The sequence below is a fragment of the Pseudomonas endophytica genome (genome assembly GCF_001411475.1).
GTDB lineage: Bacteria > Pseudomonadota > Gammaproteobacteria > Pseudomonadales > Pseudomonadaceae > Aquipseudomonas > Aquipseudomonas endophytica.
Window position 1 is genome coordinate 1 of sequence record NZ_LLWH01000201.1, and the last position, 25,908, is coordinate 25,908.

Consider the following 25,908-nt stretch of genomic DNA (forward strand, 5'->3'; position numbering starts at 1 on the left):
CACCGGTGGGCGTGCCTCCGAAACCACCGGTGGGTGTGCCTCCGAAACCACCGGTGGGCGTACCCCCGAAACCGCCGGTAGATGCGCCACCAAAACCACCGGTGGATACGACGGCGAAACCTCCCACCACGGCTCCTACCAGTGGAAGTAAAAACACACACAGCGATCTCAAACGGGAGTTTCTTGCAAGTTTCGTTGCTCCAGTGCTCGTTGCCTATACCGTGAATGAGTTAACTGGCCAGCGATCACCTATACACCCGCAAGGCAGTCAGCTTAATGCAGACGGCACGGTAACCTATCCAGATGGCTCTGTAGCGCTTACAGATGGTTCGGTAAAACATCCTGACGGAAGCGTTACTAAACCGGATGGACTTCGTGTCTATGCCAATGGCGATACGTTTAATGACACCACAGGTGTCTACACGTTTGCCGATGGTGTCATTTCACAGGCTGTGAAAAATAGCAGTGGGGTGTGGGAGTACCCTGATGCTAAGAATCCTGGAGAGAGTAAGGGGGATGCTGTAGCGCCTCCAGAGAGTTCGGCTAAAGAGCCAGATGCAAGTACCACGTTGTCTGACCCTTTGCACACCTACGGTGACGGGGACACTTTTAATAAAGTTACCGGTGTTTTTACCTATAAGCACGGTGCAACTGTCCAGTATGTAAGAGACAGCAACGGTGAATGGATGCTTCCAGATCCGCAATAATCCAGTTCTTGGTGTGCGGTTCAGGATTAGATCGCGAGATTGTTAGCTGTCTCGTCAATATCTTTTAGTGTGCACTGAACCACGCACGTCATACATCTGCAGTGTGCAACGCTTGATCAACATTGATCGAGCGTTGGACACTCATAGGGCAGATGTATCAACCCTCTAAAAACTGTTCAGCGTGGTGGCAGGCCACCTGCCGGTTGTCGAGCAAGCGCAACGCTGGCTCGTGGGTGCTGCAAAACTCGGTCGCATAGGCACAGCGCTTATGGAAGGCGCAACCCGTGGGCGGGTTGAGCGGGTTGGGCAACTCACCCACAATTTTGATCTTCGGCTTGAGTGGCTCTGGGTGGATGGTCGGTGTCGCTGACAACAGCGCCTGGGTGTAGGGGTGCAGTGGCCGGGTGTAGATCTCTTCTTTAGGGCCCAGTTCTACCGGGCGGCCCAAGTACATCACCAGCACGTCATCGGCTACGTGCCGCACCACCGCTAGGTTGTGCGAAATGAAGACGTAAGCTGTATTGAACTCTTGCTGCAAATCCATAAACAGGTTGAGTACCTGCGCTTGAATAGAGACGTCGAGCGCGGAGGTCGGTTCGTCAGCCACCAGTACTTTAGGTTGCAGCATCATGGCTCGCGCCAGAGCGATACGCTGACGCTGCCCCCCCGAGAACATGTGCGGGTAACGCTGGTAATGCTCAGGGCGCAAGCCGACTTGTTTCATCATGGCCTGTACTTTTTCGCGGCGTTCAGTGGCGCTGAGCGAAGTATTAATCAGCAACGGTTCGGCAAGTTGATCGCCAACTTTTTGCCGTGGGTTGAGCGAGGCATAGGGGCTTTGGAACACCATCTGCACGTCTTTGCGCAGCTGTTTACGCTCGGCCTTGTTAGCGCCCGTGACTTCTTGCCCGGCAATTTTCAGTGAGCCCGAAGAGGGCTCTTCAATCAAGGTTAGGGCGCGAGCCAACGTAGACTTGCCACACCCTGACTCGCCCACCACGGCCAAGGTTTTTCCGGCCTCAAGCTCAAATGAAACGCCGTTGAGTGCGCGTACCAGAGCGTGCCCCTTGAACAGACCACGGGACACTTCGTAATGGCGGGTTAAGTCGCGGGCAGTAAGAACAACCGTCATTACGCCACCTCCTGATTCAAGGGGAAGAAGCAGCGCACTTGGCTGTGAGCTTTGGGTTCAAGGCTCGGACGCTGTTGGCGGCAGGTGTCTTGCACATAAGGGCAGCGCGGGGAGAGCAGGCAGCCTTGCGGGCGGTCGTAACGGCCTGGGACGATACCGGGCAAGGTCGACAAACGGGCTGCGCCCATGCTGTGTTCCGGGATGGCCGCCAGTAAGGCTTCGCTGTACGGATGCGCCGGGGCATCAAATAGCCCTGGTACGTGACCGACTTCGACTGCTTGGCCGGCGTACATGACACAGACGCGCTGTGCGGTTTCCGCCACGACAGCCAAGTCGTGAGTAATCAAGACCAGCGCCATGTTTTGCTCGCGTTGCAAATTGAGCAGCAGGTCCATGATCTGGGCTTGGATGGTGACGTCCAAGGCCGTTGTGGGCTCATCGGCAATCAGCAGTTTGGGTTCGGCGGCGATGGCCATGGCAATGGCGACGCGCTGGCTCATGCCTCCTGACAGTTGGTGCGGATAAGCGTTCATGCGGCTGGCAGCACCTGGGATTTCTACTTTCTCCAGCAGTTCGATGGCCCGTTTGCGAGCGTCTTTTTTCGACATCTTTAGGTGTAGGCGCAGCACTTCTTCAATCTGAAAGCCCACGGTGTAGCTGGGGTTCAGCGCGGTCATCGGGTCTTGAAAGACCATTGCCATGTCTTTGCCCACGACTTGTCGGCGTTGACGTGGGCTAAGGGTCAGCATGTTTTGGCCGTCGAAGGTCAGGGCGTCGGCAGTGATAACGCCAGGGGCATCAATCAAGCCCATCAGCGCCATCATCGTCACGGACTTGCCCGATCCCGACTCGCCAACGATGGCCAACACTTCGCCTTTATCCACAGACACACTTAAACCATCGACCACCGGTACGGCGTTGGTGTCACCAAAACGAACGCTGAGGTTCTTTATTTCTAGCAATGACATGGGCATTTCCTCAGGCGGCGTTTTTGAGTTTCGGGTCTAGCGCATCGCGCAGTCCGTCGCCCATCAGGTTGATTGCCAGCACGCTGAGCAAAATGGCCAAGCCCGGCAGGCTCACCACCCACCACGCACGTTCGATGTAGTCGCGGGCCGAAGCGAGCATAGTGCCCCACTCAGGGGTTGGCGGTTGTACGCCCAGCCCCAAAAAACCCAAGGCTGCGGCGTCAAGAATTGCCGACGAGAAGCTCAGGGTCGCCTGCACGATCAGTGGCGCCATGCAATTGGGCAGCACGGTGATAAACATCAAACGGGGCAAGCCAGCACCGGCCAAGCGTGCTGCGGTGACGTAGTCGCGGTTCAATTCGCCCATCACCGCAGCACGGGTCAGGCGTACGTAGGACGGCAGCGAAACCACTGCAATGGCGATTACGGTGTTGATTAACCCAGGGCCGAGGATGGCGACAATGGCCACCGCCAGAAGTAAAGATGGCAGTGCCAACATGATGTCCATTAAGCGCATGATGCTGGGGCCAAGGATGCGCGGGAAGAATCCGGCAAATAGGCCCAAGATGACCCCCGGAAGCAATGAAATCACGACCGATGACAAACCGATCAGCAGCGACAGGCGCGAGCCCGCAATTAAGCGTGACAGCATGTCCCGGCCTAGCTCGTCGGTGCCCAATAAAAACTGCCAATTACCGCCTTCCAGCCAGACCGGCGGGGTAAGGAGAAAGTCGCGGTATTGCTCGCTCGGGTTATGTGGTGCGACCCATGGGGCAAAAATCGCGCAGAACACGATGATGCTCATGAACATCAAACCGGCTACTGCGCCTTTGTTTTGCGCGAAGGCGTGCCAGAACTCTTTGTAGGGGGATGGATAAAGCAGGCTTTGATCCACGTCACTGGTATTGGTAGGGCTACTCATGGTCAGGATCTCAGCGCTGATGACGGATGCGTGGGTTGGCAAAGCCGTAGAGGATGTCCACCACGAAATTGACCAGAATCACCAAGCAGGCGATTAGCAGGATGCCGTTTTGCACCACGGGATAGTCCCGGGCGCCAATGGCTTCGATCAGCCATTTGCCGATGCCGGGCCACGAGAAAATGGTTTCGGTGAGCACGGCGCCTGCCAGTAGGGTGCCGACTTGCAAGCCGACGACGGTCAGAACCGGGATCAGCGCATTGCGCAGTCCGTGTACAAACACTACGCGAGCGGGCGATAGCCCTTTGGCGCGCGCAGTGCGGATGTAGTCTTCGCGCAGCACTTCAAGCATTGATGAACGGGTCATGCGGGCAATGACCGCCAGCGGGATAGTGCCCAGCACGATGGCGGGCAAAATGAGGTGATGCACCGCGTCCCAGAAGGCACCTTTTTCATCGCTGAGCAGCGTGTCGATGAGCATGAAGCCGGTTTTGGGCTCGATGTCGTAGAGCAGGTCGATGCGGTCAGAAACGGGTGTCCAGCCTAGCCCCACGGAGAAGAACATGATCAGAATCAACCCCCACCAGAAGATCGGCATTGAATAGCCGGTGAGCGCAAGCCCCATCACCCCGTGGTCAAACAGTGAGCCTCGCTTGAGCGCAGCGATAACGCCAGCCAGTAGTCCGAGAATACTTGCGAACAACAATGCCGACATCGACAGTTCAAGAGTGGCGGGGAACAGGGTGGTAAATTCGGTCCAAACGCTTTCACGGGTGCGCAGTGATTCACCTAGGTCGCCGTGGGCGAGTTTGCCGATGTAATCAAAATATTGCTCATAAAGGGGTTTGTTCAGGCCCAAACGCTCCATCGCTTGCGCGTGCATTTCTGGGTCGACCCGACGCTCGCCCATCATGACCTCTACCGGGTCGCCCGGGATCATGCGGATAAGGATGAAGGTGAGCAAAGTGACGCCAAAGAACGTGGGGATCAATAACCCCACTCGGCGGGCAATAAAACTAAACATCGTATGGTGTTCCTTATCAGCCGGTTAGGCAGGTCCGCCAGTGTCTGGGTAAATCCTGGCAGGTCTTTTTATTGTTCTACTTCACCTGGGTCGTGGCGAAATTATTATGGGTCAAAGGGCTGAGGGTGTAGCCCTCGACGTTTTTACGCATAGCTGTAAACAGCATAGGGTGGGTGACGTTGATCCACGGCTGTTCTTGATGAAATACCACCTGTGCTTGTTCATAGAGTACGGCTCGCTCTGCCGGTTCACTGATGTTACGAGCCTTGGTGATCAAGTCTTGGAAGGTTTTATTACACCAGCCGGCGTAGTTTTCGCCATTTTTGGCGGCCTCACAGCTGAGCAGTGGTGTCAGGAAATTGTCCGGGTCGCCGTTGTCACCGCCCCAGCCGGTCGACACCAAGTCGTGTTCACCTGCTTTGGAGCGCTTGAGCATTTCACCCCACTCCATGACTCGGATGTCGAGTTTAAGACCGACCTTCGCCAAATCGGATTGCAACAACTGCGCCCCTAGCATTGGATTTGGGTTGCTTGGGCCGCCGCCATTGCGGGTAAAAAGAGTGAGCGTAGCGCCTTCAGGTACACCGGCTTCTTTGAGTAAAGCGCGCGCCTTGTCCAGATCACGAGGTTGGCTGTGCAAGGTGTTGTTATAGCCCAGCATGGTGGGTGGATACGGGTTGACAGCCAGTTGCGCATTACCTTCGCCGTGCACGCTGTTTAAGTAGGTTTGTTTGTCGAAGGCCATGTCGATTGCTTGACGTACGCGTACATCGCTCAGGTACGTGTGACGGGTGTTCATCGCGATGTAACTGGTCATAAGGGCGGACAGTTCATCGACTTTGAGGTTTGGGTCTAAACGGATGTTTTTAACCTGATCGGGCTTGGGGTACAGCGCGATCTGGCATTCATTGGCTTTGAGTTTTTGCAGGCGCACGTTGCTATCGGTGGTCACGGCGAAAATCAGATTATCGCTCGGCGGCTTGCCCCGGAAGTAATCCGGATTGGCCTTGAAGCGCACTTGAGCGTCTTTGCTGTAACGCACAAACATGAACGGCCCAGTGCCGATAGGTTTGCTGTTGAGGTCTGCGGTGTTGCCTGATTTGAGCAGTTGATCTGCGTACTCGGCGGAATAGATCGAGGTGAACGGCATGGCTACGTCGCGCAGGAACGGCGACTCGGCGTGGTTGAGGGTGATTTTGACGGTCATGTCGTCAACTTTTTCGACACGCTTAAGCAGGTCTTTAAAGCCCATGCTCTCGAAATAGGGGTAACCGACCAACGACTGAGCATGCCAAGGGTGCTTGGGGTCTAGCTGGCGTTGAAAGCTCCAGACCACGTCATCGGCGTTCAGGGCTCGGGTCGGTTTGAAGTAATCGGTTGTATGAAACTTCACATCGGGGCGCAGGTAAAACGTGTACTCAAGCCCGTCCGGGCTGATCTCCCAGCGTTCAGCCAGTGCTGGCTGTATATCGGTTGTGCCCGGTTTAAAGTCGACCAAGCGATTAAGGATGGTTTCTGCTGAGGCGTCGGCCGTGACGGCGGTGGTGTACTGAACGATATCGAATCCTTCGGGGCTGGCTTCGGTGCACACCACCAGGTTTTTGGCGTTAGCACTCACCGCCGCACTGAGCAGTGCTAGCGCAAAGGTGGTACGCAATAGGCGTTTTTTCATCATAGCCCTCTCCTGATGTGTTGAGCCTGCGAAGCACTGCGCAATGCGCGTCGAACCTTGTGCAGTGCTGTTGAGCAATATGAAACGTTTAAAGAATATTGAACGGTATGGTTGTGACCACACGGAACTCATTGATGCTGCCGTCTGCTTGGTTACTGCTGGCGCGGTGCGTGGTGTACGTCGCGCGAATAGCCGTGGCTTTTAGTGGGCCGCTTTGAATCGCATAAGATGTGCCAATGCTGAACTCCGAGTGTTTTTCACCATTCATATTACGTACATCGTAGGCAGTGCCCTTGTAGTGGGTGCCGTCAATGTCCCATCCGCGGGCGTGGTAGGCGTTGAACTTGAGGCCAGGGATGCCGTATTGCGCCATGTTGATGCTGTACGCCAGTTGCAGTGACTTCTCGTTCGGGCCGTTGAAGTCCGAGAGCAGAGAGTTGGCCAAATAGATGCCGTTGGTTTCGTGCAGGTAATCGAAGTACTCGTCGCCGACGACTTGTTGGTACGACAAACTCAACGTGTGAGCCTGATGGGTCAAGCCGAAGGCCAAGCTGTAGGCGTCATTGTTGATCTCGCCCATGGCTTTTTTGCCGGTGTCGAGGGTCTTGTAGTAATTGAAATTGGTGTTCAGGCCCAGCACGGCGGTGTCGCCCAAGTCATGCACTGCGCCGAAGTAGTACTGGTTCCAGAAGTCTTCCACGTGGGTGGCATACAGCCTGGTTTTCAGGCTTTTGAAGGGTTGATAGTTGAGGCCCGCAACCGTGGCGCGATCTGTCTCGACGCCGAGGGCGCCATATTCAGTGCGAAACTTACTCAAGCTTTGTTCTGTGCGTGGCGAGACACGATCAAAGGAGCCGGCGTCGAATGTCAGGTTGTTGAACTCCTCGCTGCGCAATCCCAGCCCTTGAAAACTTGAAGGCAGTGCTCGGTTACCGATCACATCGAGGGTCGGGCTGCTGAAGTTCTGTCGGCCTACGGTCAGTGTGGTATTGGAGATACGCGCCTTGATATTGGCCAAGCCCAACTTGCTCCATTGTCCAACCGCATCGCCGTCGCTGCGGGTTAACGTGCGGTTGTTATTGCCAGCGATGTGCTTGACGTCTCGATCTAGGGCTATGGCGTTGTAAGCCGCTACTTGAGTGCTGAAGCCTACAGTGCCTTGGGTATAGCCCGAGCTGAAATCAAGGATGGTGCCCTGCGTCCAGTTGATCCGGCGCGGGGTTGTTTTAGCGGTGCCATGATCGTTGTAGGTGAACTGGCCGCCGCGACGCTTGAGTTCATTGGCGTACCAGTTGCGCGTGCTGCCGCTCAAAGTGCTCTCTTCGACAAAACCCTCGCTTTTACTTTGCTCGCTGGCGTCTGATTTGAGTTGGGTACTTATAAATTCGTCAGCATAAGCCGTTGCGGTGAGGCTGCTGATGACTAGGGCTAATAGCGCGCTGTGTGTCAGTTTCATGGTTGAAGCTCCTATCGTTATTTTTATTGCCGTCTTCTAGCGACACGGCTCTGGGGCTACGTTTTGAGCGTTGTGGATGTTTGCTTAGGTAATACTTCGGCGTGCCACCGGGTGTGGCCTGCTGAGGTACTTGTGAGTTTGGGGGGCTCAGTCGTCGAGGCTGACACCCGAGAATGAGTTGCGACCAAAGGGGCTGACCTGAAACCCCTGCACCTTGTTGTTCAAAGGCTGGTTGACCGTTGAGTGGGCAATCGGAGTGATCGGGACGTGTTGCTTGATCATCTGTTGGGCTTGTTTGTACAAGACCGTTCGTTGGTCGCGGTCAGTGATGGTCTTGGCCTTTTTGACCAGCGAGTCGTAGGTCTTGTCGCACCATAGGGAGTAGTTGTTGCCGCCGATGGCGTCACAGCTATAAAGGGTGCCAAGCCAGTTATCCGGGTCGCCGTTGTCGCCTGTCCAGCCGATTAGGGTGATGTCGTGCTCGCCTTTTTTGATGCGCTGGATGTACTCCCCCCACTCATAGCTGACGATCTTGACCTTGAGCCCGATCTTGCCCCAGTCGGATTGCAGCATTTGCGCCATGAGCTGGGCGTTCGGGTTATACGGGCGTTGCACCGGCATGGCCCATAAGGTGATTTCGGCTCCATCTTTGACCCCGGCAGCTTTAAGCAGCGCTTTGGCTTTTACAGGGTCGTAAGGGGCGTCGACGATTGTTTGGTCATAGGACCATTGTGTTGGTGGCATGGCATTGACCGCTTTTTGCCCGACCCCCTGATACACCGCCTTGAGAATGGCGTCTTTGTTGACGGCCATGTCCAGCGCTTGACGCACCGGCAGTTGATCGAGTGGTGGATGTTGGACGTTGTAGGCGATGTAACCCAAGTTGAAGCCAGGCTTTTCAATGACCTTCAACCCAGGGTCAGCTTTTAGCCCAGCTACTTCGGCAGGGCGCGGATTAAGTGAAATTTGGCACTCGTTTTTGCGCAGCTTTTGCATACGCGCCGAGGCGTCGACGCTGATCGAATAAATAAGGTTATCGAGTTTGACTTGGTGAGGGTTCCAGTACGCTGGATTGGCGGCATAACGGATGTTCGAGTCTTTTTGATAGCGCTTAAACACGTAGGGACCGGTGCCGATCGGTTGTTGATTGATGTTGCTGGGCTTACCGCTTTTGAGCAGTTGATCGGCATACTCGGCTGAGAGAATTGAAGCAAAGCTCATGGCCAAGTTTTGTATAAAGGCGGCATCCACCGAGTTGAGCGTCATGACCACGGTCATCGGGTCAGTTTTTTGGACGCTGGCGATGTTCTTGTTCAGGCCCATACCGGTGAAATAAGGAAACTCGGTTGGGTAAGCCTTACGAAAAGGATGCTCGGGGTTGAGCATGCGATTGAAGGTGAACAGTACGTCATCGGCGTTAAAGTCGCGGGTCGGGGTAAACCACTTGGTGGTATGAAATTTCACACCTTCGCGCAGATGAAAGGTGTAGGTCAGGCCGTCATCGGAAATCTCCCAATGAGTTGCCAGCGCAGGGGCGGCCGCCGTACCTCCTTTTTCAAATTCTGTCAGGCGGTTATAGATAGGTTCGGCAGCATCGTTATCGGTGGCAGTGGTGTATTGCGCGGTGTCAAAACCGGCTGGGCTACCTTCTGAACAAAACACCAAGCTGTTAGCCGCGTGCGTGAGAGGGCTGCAAGCGATTACGCCAGCACTGAGCAACACAGATAGAACCAGAGGATTGCGCATCGCGTTCCCTATTTTTTATTGTTTTATGTTCTGAACGACAGCGTCGTTAGCGACGGGTTGGTTCAGTACAGTTTTAGCGTCAGCTATAGAGCTGCACTTGGCGCAACAAGCTGGCCGTGCGTCGAAGTTAGGGGGCTTAAGCGGGGGAGTAAATGCGGCATGGCTGACAAGAGCGTAGGAAACGTCTCGGATTGAAGTGGCTTCTGATGTAGGTGAAAGCACTCTTGAGTGAAGGCAGTTTCTGAGTTGCTCGGAGGGCAAGTGAATGCGGTGTTGTCACCGCATTCACTTTTGACTTACTTGCTGAGACTTACGCCATAAAAGGAGTTGAGGCCAAACGGGCTGATCTTGAAGCCCTCAACGTTTTTGCGCATCGGCTGATAAACCGTTGAGTTGGCAATCGGAGTCATTGGCACCTGGTTTTTGAGTAGTTGTTGAGCTTGTTGATACAGTTTTGTGCGCTCAGAGATATCGGTGGTGGCCCTAGCAGCTTTAACCAGCTTGTCGAATTCGGGGTCACACCACTTAGAGAAGTTGTTGCTGCGCAGTGCGTCGCAACCGAACAGGGTATCGAGCCAGTTGTCTGGGTCACCATTGTCGCCGCTCCAGCCAATCAACATGGCGCCGTTCTCGCCGCTTTTGGAGCGCTTGATGTACTCGCCCCATTCAAAAGTGGCGATCTTGGTCTTGATGCCGATCTTGCTCCAGTCTGATTGCAGCATCTCGGCCATTAACTTGGCGTTCGGGTTATAGGGGCGTTGAACGGGCATGGCCCACAAGGTAATTTCTGTGCCTTCCTTGATCCCGGCCTCTTTGAGCAGTGCCTTGGCTTTTGCCAAATCGTAAGGGGTGTCTTTGATCGTGGTGTCATACGACCACTGCGTTGGAGGCATGGAGCCCACCGCCAACTGGCCTGCACCCTGATAAACCGCGTCGATGATTTGCTGTTTGTTAACCGACATGTCCAGCGCCTGACGAACTTTGAGCTGAGCCATCGGATTTGGCTCGCTATGGCCTTTGATTTTGTCCATCACGTTGTAAGCGATGTAGCCGAGGTTGAAGCCCGCTTCGTGCGGCATTTTCAGATTTGGGTCGTCTTGGAGGGATTTAAGGTCGGCAGGTCGAGGGAAGAGAGTGATCTGACATTCATTCTTTTTCAGCTTCTGGACCCGAACAGACGGGTCAGTGGTGATGGCGAAAATCAGGTTTTTGATTTTGACGTCTTCAGGTTTCCAGTAATCCTTGTTGCCCGTGTAACGGATATTTGAGTCTTTCTGGTAGCTCTTGAATATAAACGGGCCGGTGCCAATGGGTTTTTGGTTGATGTCCGTAGGGGTGCCAGCCTTGAGCAGCTTGTCCGCATATTCGGCAGACTGGATGGAGGCAAAACTCATCGCCAGGTTTTGGATAAAGGCTGCATCCACTTTATTTAGGGTGAATGTGACGGTGTTGTCGTCAATTTTTTCGATCGACTTGATGTTTTTGTCCATCCCCATGCCGATGAAGTAGGGGAACTCGGTCGGGTAGGCCTTACGGAACGGCATGTCTTTGTCGAGCATGCGGTTGAACGTGAAGAGCACGTCATCGGCGTTGAAGTTGCGGGTAGGCGTGAAGTACGGCGTGGTGTGAAACTTGACGCCTTCACGCAGATGGAAGGTCCAGGTCAAGTTGTCTGGCGAGACATCCCAGTGGGTCGCCAGCCCCGGCTCAACGCTGGTGCCGCCGCGTTGGAACTGGCTCAGACGGTTGTAGATTGTCTCAGCGGAGGCATCGAAGTCTGTGCCCGTGGTGTACTGGCCCGGGTCAAAACCGGCTGGGCTGCCTTCAGAGCAATACACCAAGCTGGTTGCTGCTTGGGCCGGGGGTGAGCCTACCAGCAGGCTGGCGCCCATCAAAAAAGGAATGACCGCGTGTTTGAGCATGGAAACCTCATGATTTTTGTCATTTTTAGTGTGAGGGCGACCTTGTGAATCAGCCTCTCGATACTTCCCTCTCCCGACATGGCGCTACATCCTCTTAGCAGCACTGGGTTAACCATAGACCGATCATGCGTCGTATACCTGATCACTGATGAGTGATGACGTTGATCGTCTGCGCCACAATGGGGCATGTCTTGGATAAGCACATTCAAAACATCTGCAACGGGTGTGCACAGGTTTGGGGGTGTTACTTATCAAGGCTCTTGGCAGGAAAAGATGTCGGCATAAGTTTGTTTTGTGCGTAGGAGTAATCCCTTTTTCATGTGAGTTTTAGTTTGGTGCGAGCACAAAAAAGCCCTTGAAGCTTGAGGGCTACAAGGGCTTTGGCTGACGCAATGCTGCTTATTACATTTGAACTTCAATCACGCCGTCGGCGCTCATGCTGACCTCACTGGTTCCGGCTTCGACCTCGGGGGTGGGAGCTGAGTCCATGGCGGGGGCGGCGGCTTTCATCATCATTTCGCTGCGCATGTACGGCTGTGGATAACCGTTAGTGTTGAGGTTCAGGTTAACGATTTTGTAACCCTTGCCGCCCAGTGCCTCGGTGGCCAGTTGTGCGCGTGCCTTGAAGGCATTCACGGCATCTTTGAGCAGCGCATCTTCGCTGGTTTTACGCGTGGCGTTGGCGACGGTGAACTGCATGTTGCCTATTTTCAGAGTCTGCATCAGCTCGCCGGTGAGCTTGGACAAGGCTGCAAAGTCAGTACTTTCCAGACGCAGCTCGGCGCGTTCCCGCCAGCCGGTGATTTTTTGGGTTTTATTGTCGTAAACCGGGTAACTGTTGCGGTTGCCTTGGCGCAGTGTCACTGCTTTGACCTGCTTGGCTTGGCCAATGGCTTTATTCATCGCGGTTGTAATTTCAGCCGCGAGCTTGGCCGAATCGGTGTTTTGCCCCTCGGTGTACAGCGACACGATCATTAGGTCGCGTGGCACTTCTTGGCTGGCTTCTGCACGCAACGAGATCTGATTGTAATTCACCCCTTCAGCCAGCGCCGGCAGGCTGGCGAGCGCGCCAAGGCTTAGCGTCAAAAGGGCGGCAGTGCGCTGAACAGTAAACATAAAAGCTCCTTGGGTGAGGTCTGCAAGACCTATAAGACTCTGGTGGACGGCATTCGGTTCGCCCACTTACATTTTCAATACAACTGAACCCGGTTTTATAAGATCAAACGATCGCGAGCAAGCGGCTCTCACAGGAGGTGTGAGACGCTGTTAGCGCTTTTTCCAGAAAACACACTGTGGCTGTTTGCCGCACTTTTGCCTGACAGGCCGCCAGCTTGGTTATACTCCGTGCGGTCGCCTGGAGCACTCATCAGGAGAGCTCATGCTCGCCCCCGTTCAGTTATTGTCAGCCACTCGCCAAAACCTTTGGCGTCTCACCTTCATCCGCATCTTGGTGCTGGTCGCGCAAGCAGGATCAGTGGGCATCGCCTATTGGTTTCATCTGTTGCCGCTGCCTTGGTTTCAGTTATGCCTGACCTTGGGCTTTTCCGCGTTGCTGTGCGCGTTTACAGCGATTCGTTTGCGTACCACTTGGCCGGTCACTGAGCTGGAGTACGCGCTCCAACTGACGTGTGATCTGTTTATCCATAGCGCCTTGCTGTACTTCTCCGGAGGCTCAGCCAACCCTTTTGTGTCGTACTACTTAGTGCCATTGACCATCGCGGCGGTGACGCTGCCGTGGCGCTACTCACTGATTTTGACTGGAATTGCGCTGGCGCTTTATACGTTGCTGCTGATGCAGTTTTACCCGGTTGAAGCGGCGCCGTTTTTCCGTGAGAAATTGCAGATCTACGGCATGTGGCTGAGTTTCGCGTTGTCTGCGGCGGTAATTACGTTCTTCGCGGCCAGAATGGGCGAAGAGCTGCGTCGTCAAGAAGAGCTGCGCGCCTTGCGTCGTGAAGAAGGGCTGCGCGACGAGCAATTACTGGCGGTCGCCACGCAGGCCGCCGGTGCTGCTCATGAGTTGGGCACACCGCTGTCGACGATGAGCGTGCTGCTCAAAGAGATACGCCGCGATCATCTTGATCCAGAGCTGCAGGATGATTTGAGCGTGCTGCAAGATCAGGTCAAGTTGTGCAAAGAAACCTTGCAGCAATTGGTACGGGCCGCAGAGGCTAACCGTCGTCTGGCCATTGAGGTCCAAGACGTGACCGAGTGGCTTGATGAGGCGCTGAATCGCTGGCACCTAATGCGCCCTGAAGCAACGTATCGCTTTCAGTGTCTCGGGCACGCGCCGGTGCCGCGCCTAGCGCCACCCCCGGACTTGACCCAAGCGTTGCTCAACTTACTGAACAATGCCGCCGATGCATGCCCGGAGGGGTTAGAAGTAACCCTCGACTGGGATGCGTTTGACTTAACCATTAGTATTCGTGACCACGGTGCGGGTGTACCGTTGGCTATCGCCGAGCAAATCGGTAAACCCTTTTTTACGACCAAAGGTAAAGGTTTCGGCCTGGGCCTATTCTTGAGCAAAGCCAGCGTGACACGCGCAGGCGGCTCGGTAAAACTCTACAGTCATGAGGAGGGCGGTACGCTCACCGAGCTGCGCCTGCCCCACGTCGCCCGAGGAAACGAAAATGAGTGAAGAAGTTCAAGTCGAAGGCGAAGAGCTGCCGCATTTGTTGTTGGTGGATGACGACGCAACGTTTACCCGAGTAATGGCCCGCGCCATGGCTCGACGCGGTTTTCGCGTCAGCACGGCAGGCTCGGCCGAAGAAGGGTTAGTCTTGGCTCAGCAGGACTTGCCAGATTACGCAGCACTGGACCTGAAAATGGAAGGTGACTCGGGCTTGGTATTGCTGCCTAAGTTGCTCGAGCTTGATCCTGAAATGCGTGTTGTGATCCTTACCGGCTACTCGAGCATCGCCACGGCCGTTGAAGCGATCAAGCGCGGCGCGTGCAATTATCTGTGCAAGCCTGCTGATGCTGACGACGTGATGGCGGCCTTGCTGACCCAACACGCCGATCTAGAGACGTTGGTGCCGGACAATCCCATGTCGGTTGATCGTCTTCAGTGGGAGCACATTCAGCGGGTGCTGGCCGAACACGAAGGCAATATCTCCGCAACTGCCCGTGCGCTGGGCATGCACCGTCGTACCTTGCAACGCAAGTTGCAAAAGCGTCCGGTCCGACGCTGAACAGAAGCTGTCGCAGTTGCGTTGTGATTTGCAACCCAACTGCGACAAGCCCTAATCTGTTTTCAACGTGCTATTGAGTCGATCGCCCTGATCGACTCGCAGGTTGCTTTCATTCCAAGCGAGCCTGAACGATGAATCAGAATGCTGAGCCTTCTGTCGTAAATGATGCTGTGCATGGAGATTTTATTCCTCGGGTCTGGAAGCTGATAACGCCTTATTGGCGCAGCGAGGAACGTGGCAAAGCGTGGCTGCTGTTGATCGCTGTGATTGCTTTGTCGCTGTTCAGTGTCGGTATCTCGGTGTGGATCAACCATTGGTACAAAGACTTCTATAACGCCCTCGAAAAGAAGGACAGCGCAGCCTTCTGGCATCTGATTGGTTACTTCGGGCTTATTGCGGCCGCAGGTATTATCGGTGCGGTGTACCGACTTTATCTGACCCAGATGCTAACCATCCGCTGGCGTCGCTGGCTGACTGAAAAACACTTCTCTCGCTGGCTCGCCCACAAAAACTATTACCAATTGGAGCAGGGCGGTTATACCGACAACCCTGACCAACGCATCAGCGAAGACCTTAACTCGTTCACTGACGGCACACTCTCACTGGGCTTTGGCTTGATCCGAAATCTGATCAGCCTAGTCTCGTTCTCGATTATTTTGTGGGGCGTCTCGGGAAGTATCGAAGTCTTCGGGATCACTATTCCCGGTTATATGTTTTGGTGCGCGCTGGTGTATGCCGTGGTTGGCAGTTGGTTAGCGCACTTGATTGGCCGTCGACTGATTGGTCTGAGCAATAAACAACAACGGTATGAAGCTGACCTGCGTTTTTCGATGATCCGGGTTCGTGAAAACGCAGAAAGCATTGCGCTGTTCAACGGCGAAGCCAATGAGCATGAGCGATTGAGTGCGCGTTTCAGCAAGGTCTGGCATAACTTCTGGACGCAAATGAAGGTGACTAAACGCCTGACGTTCTTCACCGCGGGCTACTCGCAAATTGCCATTATTTTCCCGTTTATTGTGGCTGCACCGCGTTACTTCGCCGGCAAGATTGAATTGGGTGAGCTGATGCAAATCAACTCGGCCTTTGGCAACGTGCAAGACAACTTTAGTTGGTTCATCGACGCTTACGTGACGTTGGCCGCATGGCGCGCGACCTGCGATCGTCTGCTCAGCTTCCGTCAGGCCATGACCGACAATGAGCAGCGCCAGCCAGCAATTGATGTGCAGGCTCAAGGTGAGGGCTTAAGGATCAATGATCTGTGCTTGGAGCTGGCCGATGGCCGACCTTTGCTGCATGCCGCAAACTTGCACCTGGCGCCCGGCGAGCGGCTGATGCTCAGCGGCCGGTCGGGTAGTGGAAAAAGTACCTTATTGCGTGCGATGGGCGGTCTTTGGACGCAAGGCGGTGGGGCAATTTTTCTACCGCAGGCCCGTGGGCTGTTCTTGCCGCAAAAGCCTTATCTACCGATTGGTTCATTGCGTGAAGCGCTGAGCTATCCACAGACCAGCGATACCTATGCGCCTAAACGCTATGAAGACGTGCTGCGCACGTGTCGTCTGGAACATCTGATCCCCAAACTGGATGAGGCCAATCACTGGCAACGCGTCTTGTCTGGCGGGGAGCAGCAGCGTCTGGCCTTTGCTCGAGCGCTGCTGTATCGACCGCAGTGGTTGTATATGGATGAAGCCACCTCAGCAATGGATGAAGAAGATGAAGCTCAGTTGTACCAGGCACTCATTGAGCAGGTGCCGGGGCTGAGTATTGTCAGCGTGGGGCATCGCAGCAGCTTGGCGCGTTACCATTCTCGGCATGTGCGAATTAACTCGGGGCACCTACAGCCCCAGTAGCCGCTAAACACCTGAAGCGAGCATGACAGGCCCGAGCGTTGTGACAACCTGTCATGCCTTGTTATGTGCACGTGCTAGAGTGCCCGTCTCGCCTTTGGGAGCCGGCCATGAACCGCTTAGTTCGCTGTGTTGCACCTCTGCTGTTGTTGCTCAGTTTGCCTTTAGCCGCGGCGCCAGCGGCGACCTCGCCCGTGCATGCGCAGTTTTTACCCGCCGATGATCTACAGTTGCGCACCGAAAAGCCCGAGCAGCAGCAACTGATGCAGGTCACGTCGTATTCGGTGGTGGTCGGTAACCAGCGTCAATCCAACCAGCAACCGATTCCAGTGACGTCGCCGTTGCTGGTGCGTTTGAAGGGCAAACCTGTGAGTCAAGGCGCCACCGTGCGTGAGGTGTTGATTTCGTTCGATGGCGAGAGCAAAAGCTTGAAAAAGCCGGCTTTTGACAGTCAGAGCAAAGTTCTGACGCTCTCTTATCCGATGTCTCAATACCGAGTGGTGATGGATTTATTGCGCAACGACACCGTCTACTGTCAGTTCCTGACCTATGCCAATGGCCATATTTGGGCTGACTTGCACACCGCCAACGTGCGTGCGCGCTGAGCCTTGGGTAAACTGCGGGCCTCGTGAGTATCAGCAGGCTGGAGTCGAACATGCGTAAAGATAAGAAGCAGTTGATTGGTGATGAGATTGGCGATGAGCAGATCAAGTTGTTCCTGGACTTTGAACCTGTGGACGCGACTTCACCCTCGCTGCATAAATTGATCAAAGCCTACCGGGGGCTGCGTATTGACGACTTCGGGCGCTTTCTGACTTTTTTCAAAGAGGCCGGTTTCGATCTGGATGGCAAAGATGAGCACGGTCAGACGTTCGTCGACATCATCAAAGACCAGCGCAATGGGGCCGACTACATCGAGCTGATCAACGCCGCACGCGGCTGATTTAGCCCTGTAGGAGCTGCCGCAGGCTGCGATCTTTAACTATTCAAAAGATCGCAGCCTGCGGCAGCTCCGCTGTTTCAAGTCACCCTTTAAGACACCTCCCACAGAACCTGCGCTTTTTGCGACGGGGCGTTTTTGTGTGGGCGAACAATACTCACGTGTGCCCAAAAGGACTTTGGGCAGTCTTTTAACGTGAAGGGAATCAAACAATGGAACGCTTGAACGACGTTGTAAAAACGCTGACCTTTGGGTTTGGCTTAATGCTTGTGTGCGCTGGTGCTATCGCGGCAGATGAAGTACTGGAGGTCGAGGTGTTTAATGCGACCGCTCACAACATTTCGCCTGATCCCGATTTTGCATGGCTAGAAAACCCACTAAACGCAGGGCATGACTTTGTCGTGGAGCCCAAGTCGAGTCAGGAGCTGATGTATTACTTGCCCACGTCCCGAAGCGCAGACGCGTTTACCTACCGCCAAGGTGATCAAGCCTGCCATTTCAGTTTTGGCCATCAAACACCGAATGCTATTCACCTCAATCGCTGGGCTAAAGCCAAGTCGACTGGGTTGACGCCTATCACCTGTGCGGCTGAGTTGGTCGTGACGCCGGATGATGATGAATTTGTACGCAATGGCGGAACACGGGTTTTGTTCACCATGGGTTAACAGGCGCGTGCAACAAAAAGCCCCTGACCCGAATGGGTAGGGGCTTTGAGGCCGGCTCAGTACGCGACAACAGCGTTACGCGAGGTCGATGTCAGCCTTTTTGGGCTCAACCAGCTCCAGCAACTCAGAGTTACGGGTGCTGATGGTGCGATACAGCTCTGCATCTGTCTCTAGAGTCTTTTCCCGCGCCGGGAAAATCTCTTTGAGTCGGGCAGCCCACTCGCCTGTGGCTTTTTGCGCAAAGCAACGTTCAATCAGCTCCAGCATGATCGAAACAGTCACCGAGGCTCCCGGTGAAGCACCCAACAGGGCGGCCAGCGAACCGTCTTTGGCGGCAACCAGCTCGGTACCGAACTGCAAAACGCCGCCTTTTTTCGGGTCTTTCTTGATGATCTGAACCCGTTGACCGGCTATTTCCAAGCGCCAATCTTCAGCTTTAGCTTGCGGGTAGAAACGACGCAGCGACTGAAGACGCTCTTCCATCGACTGGCGTACTTCACTGATCAAGTATTTGGTCAGGTCCATGTTGTCACGGGCCACGGCGAGCATTGGCCCGATGTTGCCCAGACGGATCGACATCGGCAGGTCAAAGAACGAGCCGTGTTTAAGGAACTTGGTGGTGAAGCCCGCGTAAGGTCCGAATAACAACGATTTTTTGCCGTCAACGACGCGGGTGTCCAAGTGTGGAACCGACATCGGCGGCGAGCCCACGGCAGCTTGGCTATAAACCTTGGCTTGGTGAAGCTTGACCACTTCTGGGTTGTCGCAGCGCAACCATTGGCCGCTGACCGGGAAGCCGCCGTACCCCTTGCTTTCTTCGATGCCCGAGGCTTGCAGCAGTGGCAAGGCCGCGCCGCCAGCGCCGAGGAACACGAATTTGGCATCAACATGGCGGGTGCTGCCGTTGTTGGTGTCTTTAATGCTGACGGTCCAGCCGCTGCCATTGCGCTTAAGCCCAGTGACTCGTTTGCTGTACTTGATGTGCGTGCCTTCAGCACTAGCCAAATGCTTGAGCAGTTGCTGGGTCAGGGCGCCAAAGTTAACGTCTGTCCCGTTTTGCACACGAGTCGCCGAAATCGCTTGATCCGCAGGGCGGCCCGGCATCATCAACGGCATCCACTCGTTCATGACTGCTTTGTCTTCGGTGTATTCCATGTCGGTAAACGCATGGTGCTGGCTTAGCACTTCGTAGCGTTTTTTCAGGAAGGCCACACCTTTTTCACCTTCGACATAGCTCAGATGAGGCACTGGGCTGATGAAGGATTTGCACGAGCCGAAGGTCCCTTGTTGAGCCAAATGCGCCCAAAACTGTTTGGACACCTCGAACTGGGCATTGATGTGCACCGCTTTTTTGATGTCGATCGAACCATCAGCCGCTTGCGGCGTGTAATTCAATTCGCACAAGCCAGCGTGGCCGGTGCCTGCGTTGTTCCACGGGTTGGAACTCTCTGCAGCCCCCGAATCCATCTGCTCAATAACTTCTAGGGTAATACCGGGGTCGAGTTCTTTGAGCAGCACGGCCAAGGTGGCACTCATGATGCCCGCTCCAACCAGTACTACGTCGACTGCTTCGTTATGCGCCATTAACGCGTCTCCAAAATCTACGGCACCTAAGTGACGGCATAGCTGCCAGGTGTACCGAGGCCCTTTTCAGGTGAGGTCCTGGGTCACTCATGACAAGGATCGCCATGTCCGATTCTTCGCAATTTCTTGCAGCTTCAGCGGACGCCGCCAACCGGACCTTCAGGGTTCATATGAACGCACTTCAGTACTCGGGAGGCAATTCGACTTAAGGTCAAGAGCGTCCGTTTGTGCAACCAAATCCGTAAGTGGACAGGCTTTCAGTCTCGTGCTCTGGAGCCGGTCAGGTTCCTACTTGGTGAGGTTGTTGCTGACGCTAATGGTGCATGTTCAGACGCAAAACTATTCATTTGCTCGCCACACTCTTGTGAAGTTGTGAAAACCCGTTTTTTCACGCTCTCTTGAAGACGTGAACCTCAAAAAAGGGCTACCACTGCGGGTCTATGCGTGTATGCAACGCAGTGACCGAGCGACGTGGCAGCTCTGGCAGATGATGCAAAGGCGCAGGTTTGTGTCTTAAACAGCAAGCTTGCCAGCTTCACATGATCTGTGTGGGCGGCTCTCTGTGGGCGGTGCGAGGGAGCTAATTGAAGTTCATTAGCGATGCTGCGAGGCCCGATCAGGAGACGTCCTTATACTCGGGGGGAGATTGTAGCGAAGAAACGCAGTCAATTGATCCTGTTAAATGACTTTTCTTGGTCAGTGAGTCAAAGGCCCAGCAAGGTGGGTGCCGCTGAGCGGGGAGTACGTGCAGGGATACGGGCACTTGCAGGTAGAACTTGGTGCAACCAGTTGAGGCGAACTTCTTCGATCTCAACCCAATTGTCGCCAACCGGGGGTTGCTTGCAGTGTTTAAATGCTTGGCAGCGGCCCATGGCGTCTAGCCGTGCAAAGCAGCGGTGCGGTTGCAGAAACGAAAATAGCGACCATAGCCTGTTCATGGGAGAGCACCTCTTGAGTGAGTCGGTTAGACATTACCTGTAGGTCGTGACATGGCGATGTCTGGGCTATGACAAGGCAGTGACAGCATGCGGCTAGTTCCCGCAGGGGCGGCACCGCTATACTGGCGACCTGTTTTATCCAGTCTTGGAGAGATGAGCATGTTGCAACGTCTGTTGTTCGGTTTGATCACTGTGACCAGTTTGACGCTGGTCGGCTGCGCCCACAGCCCGCAACAACTAAGCCCGCAACCTAAACTGACTAAGCAAATCGCGCCTGTTGGCCGTGGTCAGCCTGTGGTGGTTCGTGTGGTTGATGGTCGTCCTTCGCCAACCTTAGGGACTCGCGGTGGTATGTACCCTGAGACGAGTTCGATCAGCGTCAGCAGCGCTGATGTGGTCCCTAAACTGCAAGCTCAAGCCGAAGCGGCTGTGCGCTTGTTGGGTTACACACCAACCACTAATGCGGCGAATGCACCGCAATTGACGGTGACGTTGGCTGAATTGAAGTATCAGTCGCCTAAAGACACGATGTATGTCACCGAAGCGACCATCGGCGCGACCTTCCGCTCGGACGTTAAAAATGCTGGCCGCAGCTACAGTGGTCGTTACAGTGCCTCACTGGACCAGCGTTTTGGCATGGCACCGAATCAGGAAACCAACACCAAGTTGGTCAGTGACGTGTTGAGCGATGCCTTGACGCGCGTGTTTGAAGATCAGTCGATCGGTCGTTTGCTCGGCGAGTAATCTTCATTAAACAAAAAAGCCCGAACTGATTGAGTTCGGGCTTTTTTGTGCCTGACAGGTTCACGCGGCTTCAGCGTAGAGCTCAAGGCGGCTGATGCCTGTGAGCAGGTCCAGCTCGGGTAAATCCGCATGGGTATGGCCACTTAGCGCGCAATAGACCAGCCAGTGATGATCTTGAACGTTAAAGGACAAGCTCTCGATTAACGCCTGTTGTTCGTCACTGGGGGCGATGAGATAGAGGCGGTCCTGGTTTTCTGCGTGCAGCATGACAAGCTCCGTGTCGAGGTCGAGGGGGCATAGAGTGGCCTCTCTTCATGACGATACGGTGACAGGGCAATTTAGGTCGGTTGTTAGGTTTAGACGGACGTTGGCCTACCTCGCGATCTTACAAAGATCGATAGATCGCGAGGCAGCCAGCTTGCGCCAGCTACAAAGGCAAGCCAGCTTTGATACGGTACTGATTACGCACAGGCATTGCGTATTGCAGCACCAGGTACGGGCGATGCTCGGCAGGGCAGGCGTCCAGACGGCGCTGCCATTCTTGCTGGGCCTTGGTCAGCTCTTCGCTTGGGAAAACCTCGGCAGCGCTCGGAACCTGCAATTGCGGATCTGCATCGCTCCACTGCGCATACGCTAGGTAATGCGCGGGGAACAGGCGATAGCCCGTCAGGATGTGTCGGTCCATTTCAGTGGCCAGCAGTTTGCTGTCTTCGAAGGGCTCAGTGATCGGCGTCGCGAAATTCACGTGCACGCGGCCTTTATAGCCGGTAATGCCGTTAGCGATACTGGTGTCATCTTCGCCCGGGGCTTTGCTATAAGTGCCCGTGGTTGCACGGATGTACAACTCGCGTGCTTTGGCTTGGTCGCACGGGTCGTACTCATAGCTGATCGACACTGGGGTCAGGTTCAGTGACTGAATAACCTCAGCGAAGGGCTCGGTTTTACGGCTCATGTGGAACATCTTCAAGATGGCCGAGTCAGTACGATCATCACCGTCTTTGGCTCTACCTTCGGCTTGAGCGATCCAGATAGATTGGCTGTCATTGCGAATTGAATGGTTGATATACGCCGACAAGAGTTGATACGCCGCCAGTTTTTCACGGCGACCGGTGATCGAACGGTGCACTATAAAGCTTTTATTCAGGCGCATCAGGTCGCTGACAAACGGCTTTTGTAGCAGGTTGTCGCCAATTGCGATGCGCGGAGTTGGCAGACCTGCATGGTAGACGGCGTAGTTAACGAAGGCCGGGTCCATCACGATGTCACGGTGGTTAGCCAGAAACAGATACGCGCTGCCGGACTTCAAGTGCTCGACGCCGGTGTAAGTCACACCGTCTGTGGCGTGCTCGATGGTACGGTCGACATACACTTCGACCTTGTCTTGTAAGGTCGCAACCGATGTCACGCCGGCGAACTCTTTGCGCAGGCGATGCGCTATAAGGGGTTTTAACAGCCAGCCGAATGCGCCTGCCAGGCGCGGAAAGCGAAAGTGGGTCAGGATATCTAGAAAAGCCTTGTCACTGAGTAGCCGGGTCAACACGGCTGGGACTTCAGTGTCGCTGTAAGGTCGGATGGTATCGAATTCGCCCATCATGCTCTCTTGTTGGAAACGGCTAGGGTTAGTACACAGGGCAGGACAAAAATGAGTCCCTGCTAATAGACCGGCGATTATACGCACAAGTCACTCTGGAGACCGCGATGCTTGAAACAGACCGCTATCAATGCCCTTATTGCGGTGAATCAGGCGAAGCCGTATTGGACTTGTCAGGGGGCGATCAACAGTACATCGAAGATTGCGCGGTATGCTGTCGGCCTATTGTGTTCATGCTGCAGACCGATGGCCTTGAGTGGATGCTCGAAGTTCATAGAGAAAACGAGTAACAGGTAAGCATCATGCAGCGGATCTACGAGCCGGAAAATTTGATGGAGGCCGAGCTTTTGCTGAGCATGCTTGCCAGTGAAGGGATCGAAGCACACCTGCTGGGGCGGGACTTGGTCGGCGGCACGGGCGAGTTGCCAGCATTGGGGTTGTTGGGGTTGTCGGTCGCCAATGACCAGGCGTTACAGGCGCGCGAGTTGATCGAAGCGTACAATGGCGCCTCGCCGCTGACCGGGGATGAGCCCGAGAGCTTCCAGGGTGTACTGGACTGCTGAGCAGCCTGTTTTCACTGTATCTATATAGAAGAGTTGTGCTGCCCCATGTGTGGACGTTTTGCCCTGTTTCGTTGGAGCCCTGCATTTGCAGGTTTGCCTGGGTTTCCGACCGATCAACAGGCTCAGTGGAACATTTCACCCAATGACTCGGTGTTGATCATGCGTGCTGGCCTTGAGCCGGATCAGCGTGAGTTGGCCCGGGCTCGTTGGGGGTTGACCCCGCCGTGGCTGACAGACCTGTCAAAAACCCCCGCCCATGCGCGTGCTGAAACGCTGGCGGAACAGCCGATGTTTCGCGAGGCTTTTCGTCTACGTCGTTGCCTGATACCGGCCAACGGCTTTTATGAGTGGCGGGGCAATGTGCGCAAGCGCCCATATTGGTTAACGCCGGGCGTAGGGGCTTCGCTGTTTTTTGCCGGGATCTGGGAGGCCTATCCGGTTGAAGGGCACGTTTGGTTGAGTGCCGCTATCGTGACCCAGGCCGCCGCCAATCAGCGTCGACCTTTGATTTTGGATGAGGCCGGACAGCGAGCCTGGCTTGATCCTGAAACCCCATTGCAGGTGTTACAGGCGCTACTGGCCAGTGCGCAAACTCCTCTGCGCGAACGGCCTTTGGCTAATCTGGTCAACGACCCCAAGCTCAATGCGCCTGAGTGCCTGACACCGGCTTGAGATACGATACGCAGCATATTCTGGACCGTCTTTAAGGAGAGCCTCGATGGGTAAGTTAGCGGTAATGTGCGCATTGAGCGCAGGGGTTTTGCTCAGTGGTTGTCAGGCGGTGAACACCACTCAGGGGGGGGCGGTAGGCGTTGAGCGCAAGCAGTACATGTTCAGCATGCTGTCGAGCCAGCAAGTGGATCAAATGTACGCGCAGTCCTACCAAGAAACCGTCAGCTCGGCGAACGCCAAGGGTGCTTTGGACAAGACCAGTGCCAACGCCAAGCGCTTGCAGGTCATTGCCAATCGGTTGATTGCTCAAGCCCCAGCCTTCCGTCCTGATGCAGCGCAATGGAATTGGGAGGTCAATTTGATCAAAAGTGACGAACTCAATGCTAACTGCGGGCCGGGTGGCAAGATCATCTTCTACAGCGGGATCATCGAACAGCTCAACCTCAACGACGACGAAATTGCCGCCGTTATGGGGCATGAAATTGCTCACGCCTTGCGTGAACATGGACGTGAGTCCATGTCCAAGGCGTATGGCATTGAGATCGCTAAGCAGGGCGCGGGGGCGTTGTTGGGGTTAGGGCAGGACAGCATGCAATTAGCCGATACCGTGGTGAATTACAGCCTCACGCTGCCGAACAGCCGCAGCAATGAAAACGAAGCGGATCTGATTGGTCTAGAGTTGGCAGCGCGTGCAGGCTTCAACCCGAATGCGGCGATTACCCTATGGCAGAAAATGGGTCAGGCTGCGCAAAACTCGCCGCCAGAATTCATGAGCACTCACCCGGCGTCGAGCAGCCGGATTGCTGCGTTGGAAGCGGCAATTCCTAAGGTTATGCCGCTTTACCAACAGGCCCCAAAAACCTAAAAGAAACAGCGCAGGTTTTAACAGCAAAAGATCGCAGCCTTTGGCAGCTCCGGGGAGACTTAAATGCCCGCAGGCTGCGATCGTAAGTGACCTACAACCAGCCGCTCGCTTCCATGGCTTTGTACACGGCCACCAAGGCCAGTACGACGAACGCGGTCGCCGCCAGTCGGCGAATCAGGGTCAGTGGCAATTTGTCGGCAGCGAAGTTGCCCGCCAGTACCACCGGCACGTTGGCAATCAGCATGCCTAAGGTGGTGCCGATAATTACCAGCCACAAATCCGGGTACTGTGCAGCCAGCATCACGGTCGCCACTTGGGTCTTGTCGCCGATTTCGGCAATAAAAAACGTAATCAGCGTGGTGATGAACGGCCCGTATTTGCGAGTGGTGCTGGCTTCGTCGTCGTCCATTTTGTCTGGGACCAAGGTCCACAGTGCAGTGGCGATGAAGCTTGCGGCGAGGATCCAGTGCAACATCACATCGGTGAAGAATGTGCTGAACCAGGCACCCACAGCACCGGCAGCCGCATGGTTGGCGAGGGTCGCGACGATGATGCCTGCGATGATGGGCCAAGGTTTGCGAAAGCGCGCAGCGAGGATGAGAGCGAGCAGTTGCGTCTTGTCGCCGATTTCGGCCAAGGCAACGATTGCAGTCGGTACGAGTAAGGAGTCGAGCATCATCAGGTAGTTTCCAGGGGCGGGTCGACACGGCTATGACACGTACAACCTCCCCGCCCCGGGTCAGGTGTTCGTGTCATAGGTCT

The 25,908-nt window shown here is 54.9% G+C and carries 26 protein-coding genes; 12 read left to right on the forward strand and 14 right to left on the reverse strand.

The genetic code is table 11. The annotated features are described in order from the left end of the window. Positions 1-221 precede the first annotated feature (221 nt). Complete coding sequence (locus tag AQS70_RS23675) at positions 222-707, forward strand: hypothetical protein (RefSeq protein ID WP_156355209.1); 486 nt, start codon at positions 222-224, stop codon at positions 705-707. 157 nt (positions 708-864) lie between these two features. Here AQS70_RS23675 and AQS70_RS18395 read toward each other — a convergent pair whose 3' ends face one another. The 9 genes from AQS70_RS18395 to AQS70_RS18435 all read right to left on the reverse strand — a co-directional run bounded on the left by AQS70_RS18395 (position 865) and on the right by AQS70_RS18435 (position 12,662). Next, positions 865-1,839 carry a peptide ABC transporter ATP-binding protein gene (locus AQS70_RS18395; protein WP_055104176.1) on the reverse strand — a complete coding sequence of 325 codons (975 nt, stop codon included), beginning with the start codon at positions 1,837-1,839 and terminating at the stop codon, positions 865-867. After that, positions 1,839-2,807, reverse strand: a complete 969-nt coding sequence (locus AQS70_RS18400; RefSeq protein ID WP_055104177.1) for an ABC transporter ATP-binding protein — start codon at positions 2,805-2,807, stop codon at positions 1,839-1,841. Before AQS70_RS18400 ends, AQS70_RS18395 begins: the two co-directional genes overlap by 1 nt. Positions 2,808-2,817: 10 nt before the next feature. Next, positions 2,818-3,729 carry an ABC transporter permease subunit gene (locus AQS70_RS18405; protein ID WP_055104178.1) on the reverse strand — a complete coding sequence of 304 codons (912 nt, stop codon included), beginning with the start codon at positions 3,727-3,729 and terminating at the stop codon, positions 2,818-2,820. 10 nt (positions 3,730-3,739) lie between these two features. After that, positions 3,740-4,750 carry an ABC transporter permease subunit gene (locus tag AQS70_RS18410; RefSeq protein ID WP_055104179.1) on the reverse strand — a complete coding sequence of 337 codons (1,011 nt, stop codon included), beginning with the start codon at positions 4,748-4,750 and terminating at the stop codon, positions 3,740-3,742. Between the two features lie 76 nt (positions 4,751-4,826). Then, positions 4,827-6,422, reverse strand: a complete 1,596-nt coding sequence (locus AQS70_RS18415) for an ABC transporter substrate-binding protein (RefSeq protein ID WP_055104199.1) — start codon at positions 6,420-6,422, stop codon at positions 4,827-4,829. Between the two features lie 88 nt (positions 6,423-6,510). Then, positions 6,511-7,878, reverse strand: coding sequence for an OprD family porin (locus AQS70_RS18420; protein WP_055104180.1), 1,368 nt, complete (start codon positions 7,876-7,878; stop codon positions 6,511-6,513). 147 nt (positions 7,879-8,025) lie between these two features. Next, positions 8,026-9,624: an ABC transporter substrate-binding protein gene (locus AQS70_RS18425; protein ID WP_055104181.1), complete on the reverse strand. Its 1,599-nt coding sequence runs from the start codon at positions 9,622-9,624 to the stop codon at positions 8,026-8,028. A gap of 296 nt (positions 9,625-9,920) precedes the next feature. After that, complete coding sequence (locus tag AQS70_RS18430) at positions 9,921-11,546, reverse strand: ABC transporter substrate-binding protein (protein ID WP_055104182.1); 1,626 nt, start codon at positions 11,544-11,546, stop codon at positions 9,921-9,923. Positions 11,547-11,948: 402 nt separating this feature from the next. Continuing rightward, entirely contained in the window at positions 11,949-12,662 is a 714-nt protein-coding gene (locus AQS70_RS18435; protein ID WP_055104183.1) for an SIMPL domain-containing protein, read from the reverse strand. A 262-nt stretch (positions 12,663-12,924) separates the two neighbouring features. Between AQS70_RS18435 and AQS70_RS18440 the strand changes: the two genes are divergently transcribed. From AQS70_RS18440 to AQS70_RS18465, 6 genes are all read left to right on the forward strand, one after another. After that, positions 12,925-14,187, forward strand: a complete 1,263-nt coding sequence (locus tag AQS70_RS18440; RefSeq protein ID WP_055104184.1) for an ATP-binding protein — start codon at positions 12,925-12,927, stop codon at positions 14,185-14,187. Next, complete coding sequence (locus AQS70_RS18445; RefSeq protein WP_055104185.1) at positions 14,180-14,740, forward strand: response regulator transcription factor; 561 nt, start codon at positions 14,180-14,182, stop codon at positions 14,738-14,740. The genes AQS70_RS18440 and AQS70_RS18445 overlap by 8 nt, the downstream gene beginning before the upstream one ends. 131 nt (positions 14,741-14,871) lie before the next feature. Beyond that, on the forward strand, positions 14,872-16,587 hold the full coding sequence (locus tag AQS70_RS18450) for an ABC transporter ATP-binding protein/permease (RefSeq protein ID WP_055104186.1): 1,716 nt from the start codon (positions 14,872-14,874) through the stop codon (positions 16,585-16,587). A gap of 107 nt (positions 16,588-16,694) precedes the next feature. Further along, positions 16,695-17,189, forward strand: coding sequence for a hypothetical protein (locus AQS70_RS18455; RefSeq protein ID WP_055104187.1), 495 nt, complete (start codon positions 16,695-16,697; stop codon positions 17,187-17,189). Between the two features lie 50 nt (positions 17,190-17,239). Continuing rightward, on the forward strand, positions 17,240-17,527 hold the full coding sequence (locus AQS70_RS18460) for a PA4642 family protein (RefSeq protein WP_055104188.1): 288 nt from the start codon (positions 17,240-17,242) through the stop codon (positions 17,525-17,527). Between the two features lie 209 nt (positions 17,528-17,736). Beyond that, complete coding sequence (locus AQS70_RS18465; protein ID WP_055104189.1) at positions 17,737-18,189, forward strand: hypothetical protein; 453 nt, start codon at positions 17,737-17,739, stop codon at positions 18,187-18,189. Between the two features lie 75 nt (positions 18,190-18,264). Here AQS70_RS18465 and mqo read toward each other — a convergent pair whose 3' ends face one another. After that, positions 18,265-19,773 (reverse strand): malate dehydrogenase (quinone), encoded by a 1,509-nt coding sequence (mqo, locus tag AQS70_RS18470; protein WP_055104190.1) that lies wholly within the window; start codon positions 19,771-19,773, stop codon positions 18,265-18,267. 704 nt (positions 19,774-20,477) lie between these two features. Then, on the reverse strand, positions 20,478-20,711 hold the full coding sequence (locus AQS70_RS18475; RefSeq protein ID WP_055104191.1) for a hypothetical protein: 234 nt from the start codon (positions 20,709-20,711) through the stop codon (positions 20,478-20,480). A gap of 159 nt (positions 20,712-20,870) precedes the next feature. Here AQS70_RS18475 and AQS70_RS18480 point away from each other — a divergent pair, with 159 nt between their 5' ends. After that, entirely contained in the window at positions 20,871-21,455 is a 585-nt protein-coding gene (locus tag AQS70_RS18480) for a YajG family lipoprotein (protein ID WP_055104192.1), read from the forward strand. A 60-nt stretch (positions 21,456-21,515) separates the two neighbouring features. On the opposite strand, the gene AQS70_RS18485 is transcribed toward AQS70_RS18480, so the two are convergent. Together AQS70_RS18485 and AQS70_RS18490 are read right to left on the reverse strand one after the other, a co-directional pair. Further along, entirely contained in the window at positions 21,516-21,722 is a 207-nt protein-coding gene (locus AQS70_RS18485; RefSeq protein ID WP_055104193.1) for a hypothetical protein, read from the reverse strand. A gap of 160 nt (positions 21,723-21,882) precedes the next feature. After that, positions 21,883-23,049, reverse strand: coding sequence for a 1-acyl-sn-glycerol-3-phosphate acyltransferase (locus AQS70_RS18490; protein ID WP_055104194.1), 1,167 nt, complete (start codon positions 23,047-23,049; stop codon positions 21,883-21,885). Positions 23,050-23,153: 104 nt separating this feature from the next. On the opposite strand from AQS70_RS18490, the gene AQS70_RS18495 reads away from it, so the two are divergent. Genes AQS70_RS18495 through AQS70_RS18510 form a run of 4 tightly spaced genes read left to right on the forward strand, consistent with a single transcriptional unit; the run spans position 23,154 to position 25,146 of the window. Then, positions 23,154-23,336, forward strand: coding sequence for a CPXCG motif-containing cysteine-rich protein (locus AQS70_RS18495; RefSeq protein WP_055104195.1), 183 nt, complete (start codon positions 23,154-23,156; stop codon positions 23,334-23,336). A 12-nt stretch (positions 23,337-23,348) separates the two neighbouring features. After that, a complete protein-coding gene (locus tag AQS70_RS18500; protein WP_055104196.1) occupies positions 23,349-23,609 on the forward strand; it encodes a putative signal transducing protein in 261 nt (86 codons plus the stop codon). A 45-nt stretch (positions 23,610-23,654) separates the two neighbouring features. Beyond that, positions 23,655-24,281: an SOS response-associated peptidase gene (locus AQS70_RS18505; RefSeq protein ID WP_055104197.1), complete on the forward strand. Its 627-nt coding sequence runs from the start codon at positions 23,655-23,657 to the stop codon at positions 24,279-24,281. A gap of 46 nt (positions 24,282-24,327) precedes the next feature. Then, the gene (locus AQS70_RS18510; protein WP_055104198.1) at positions 24,328-25,146 is read left to right on the forward strand and encodes a M48 family metallopeptidase; all 819 of its coding nucleotides are present in this window, start codon (positions 24,328-24,330) and stop codon (positions 25,144-25,146) included. A gap of 91 nt (positions 25,147-25,237) precedes the next feature. Here AQS70_RS18510 and AQS70_RS18515 read toward each other — a convergent pair whose 3' ends face one another. After that, positions 25,238-25,822: a TMEM165/GDT1 family protein gene (locus AQS70_RS18515; protein ID WP_055104200.1), complete on the reverse strand. Its 585-nt coding sequence runs from the start codon at positions 25,820-25,822 to the stop codon at positions 25,238-25,240. Between the last annotated feature and the right edge of the window lie 86 nt (positions 25,823-25,908).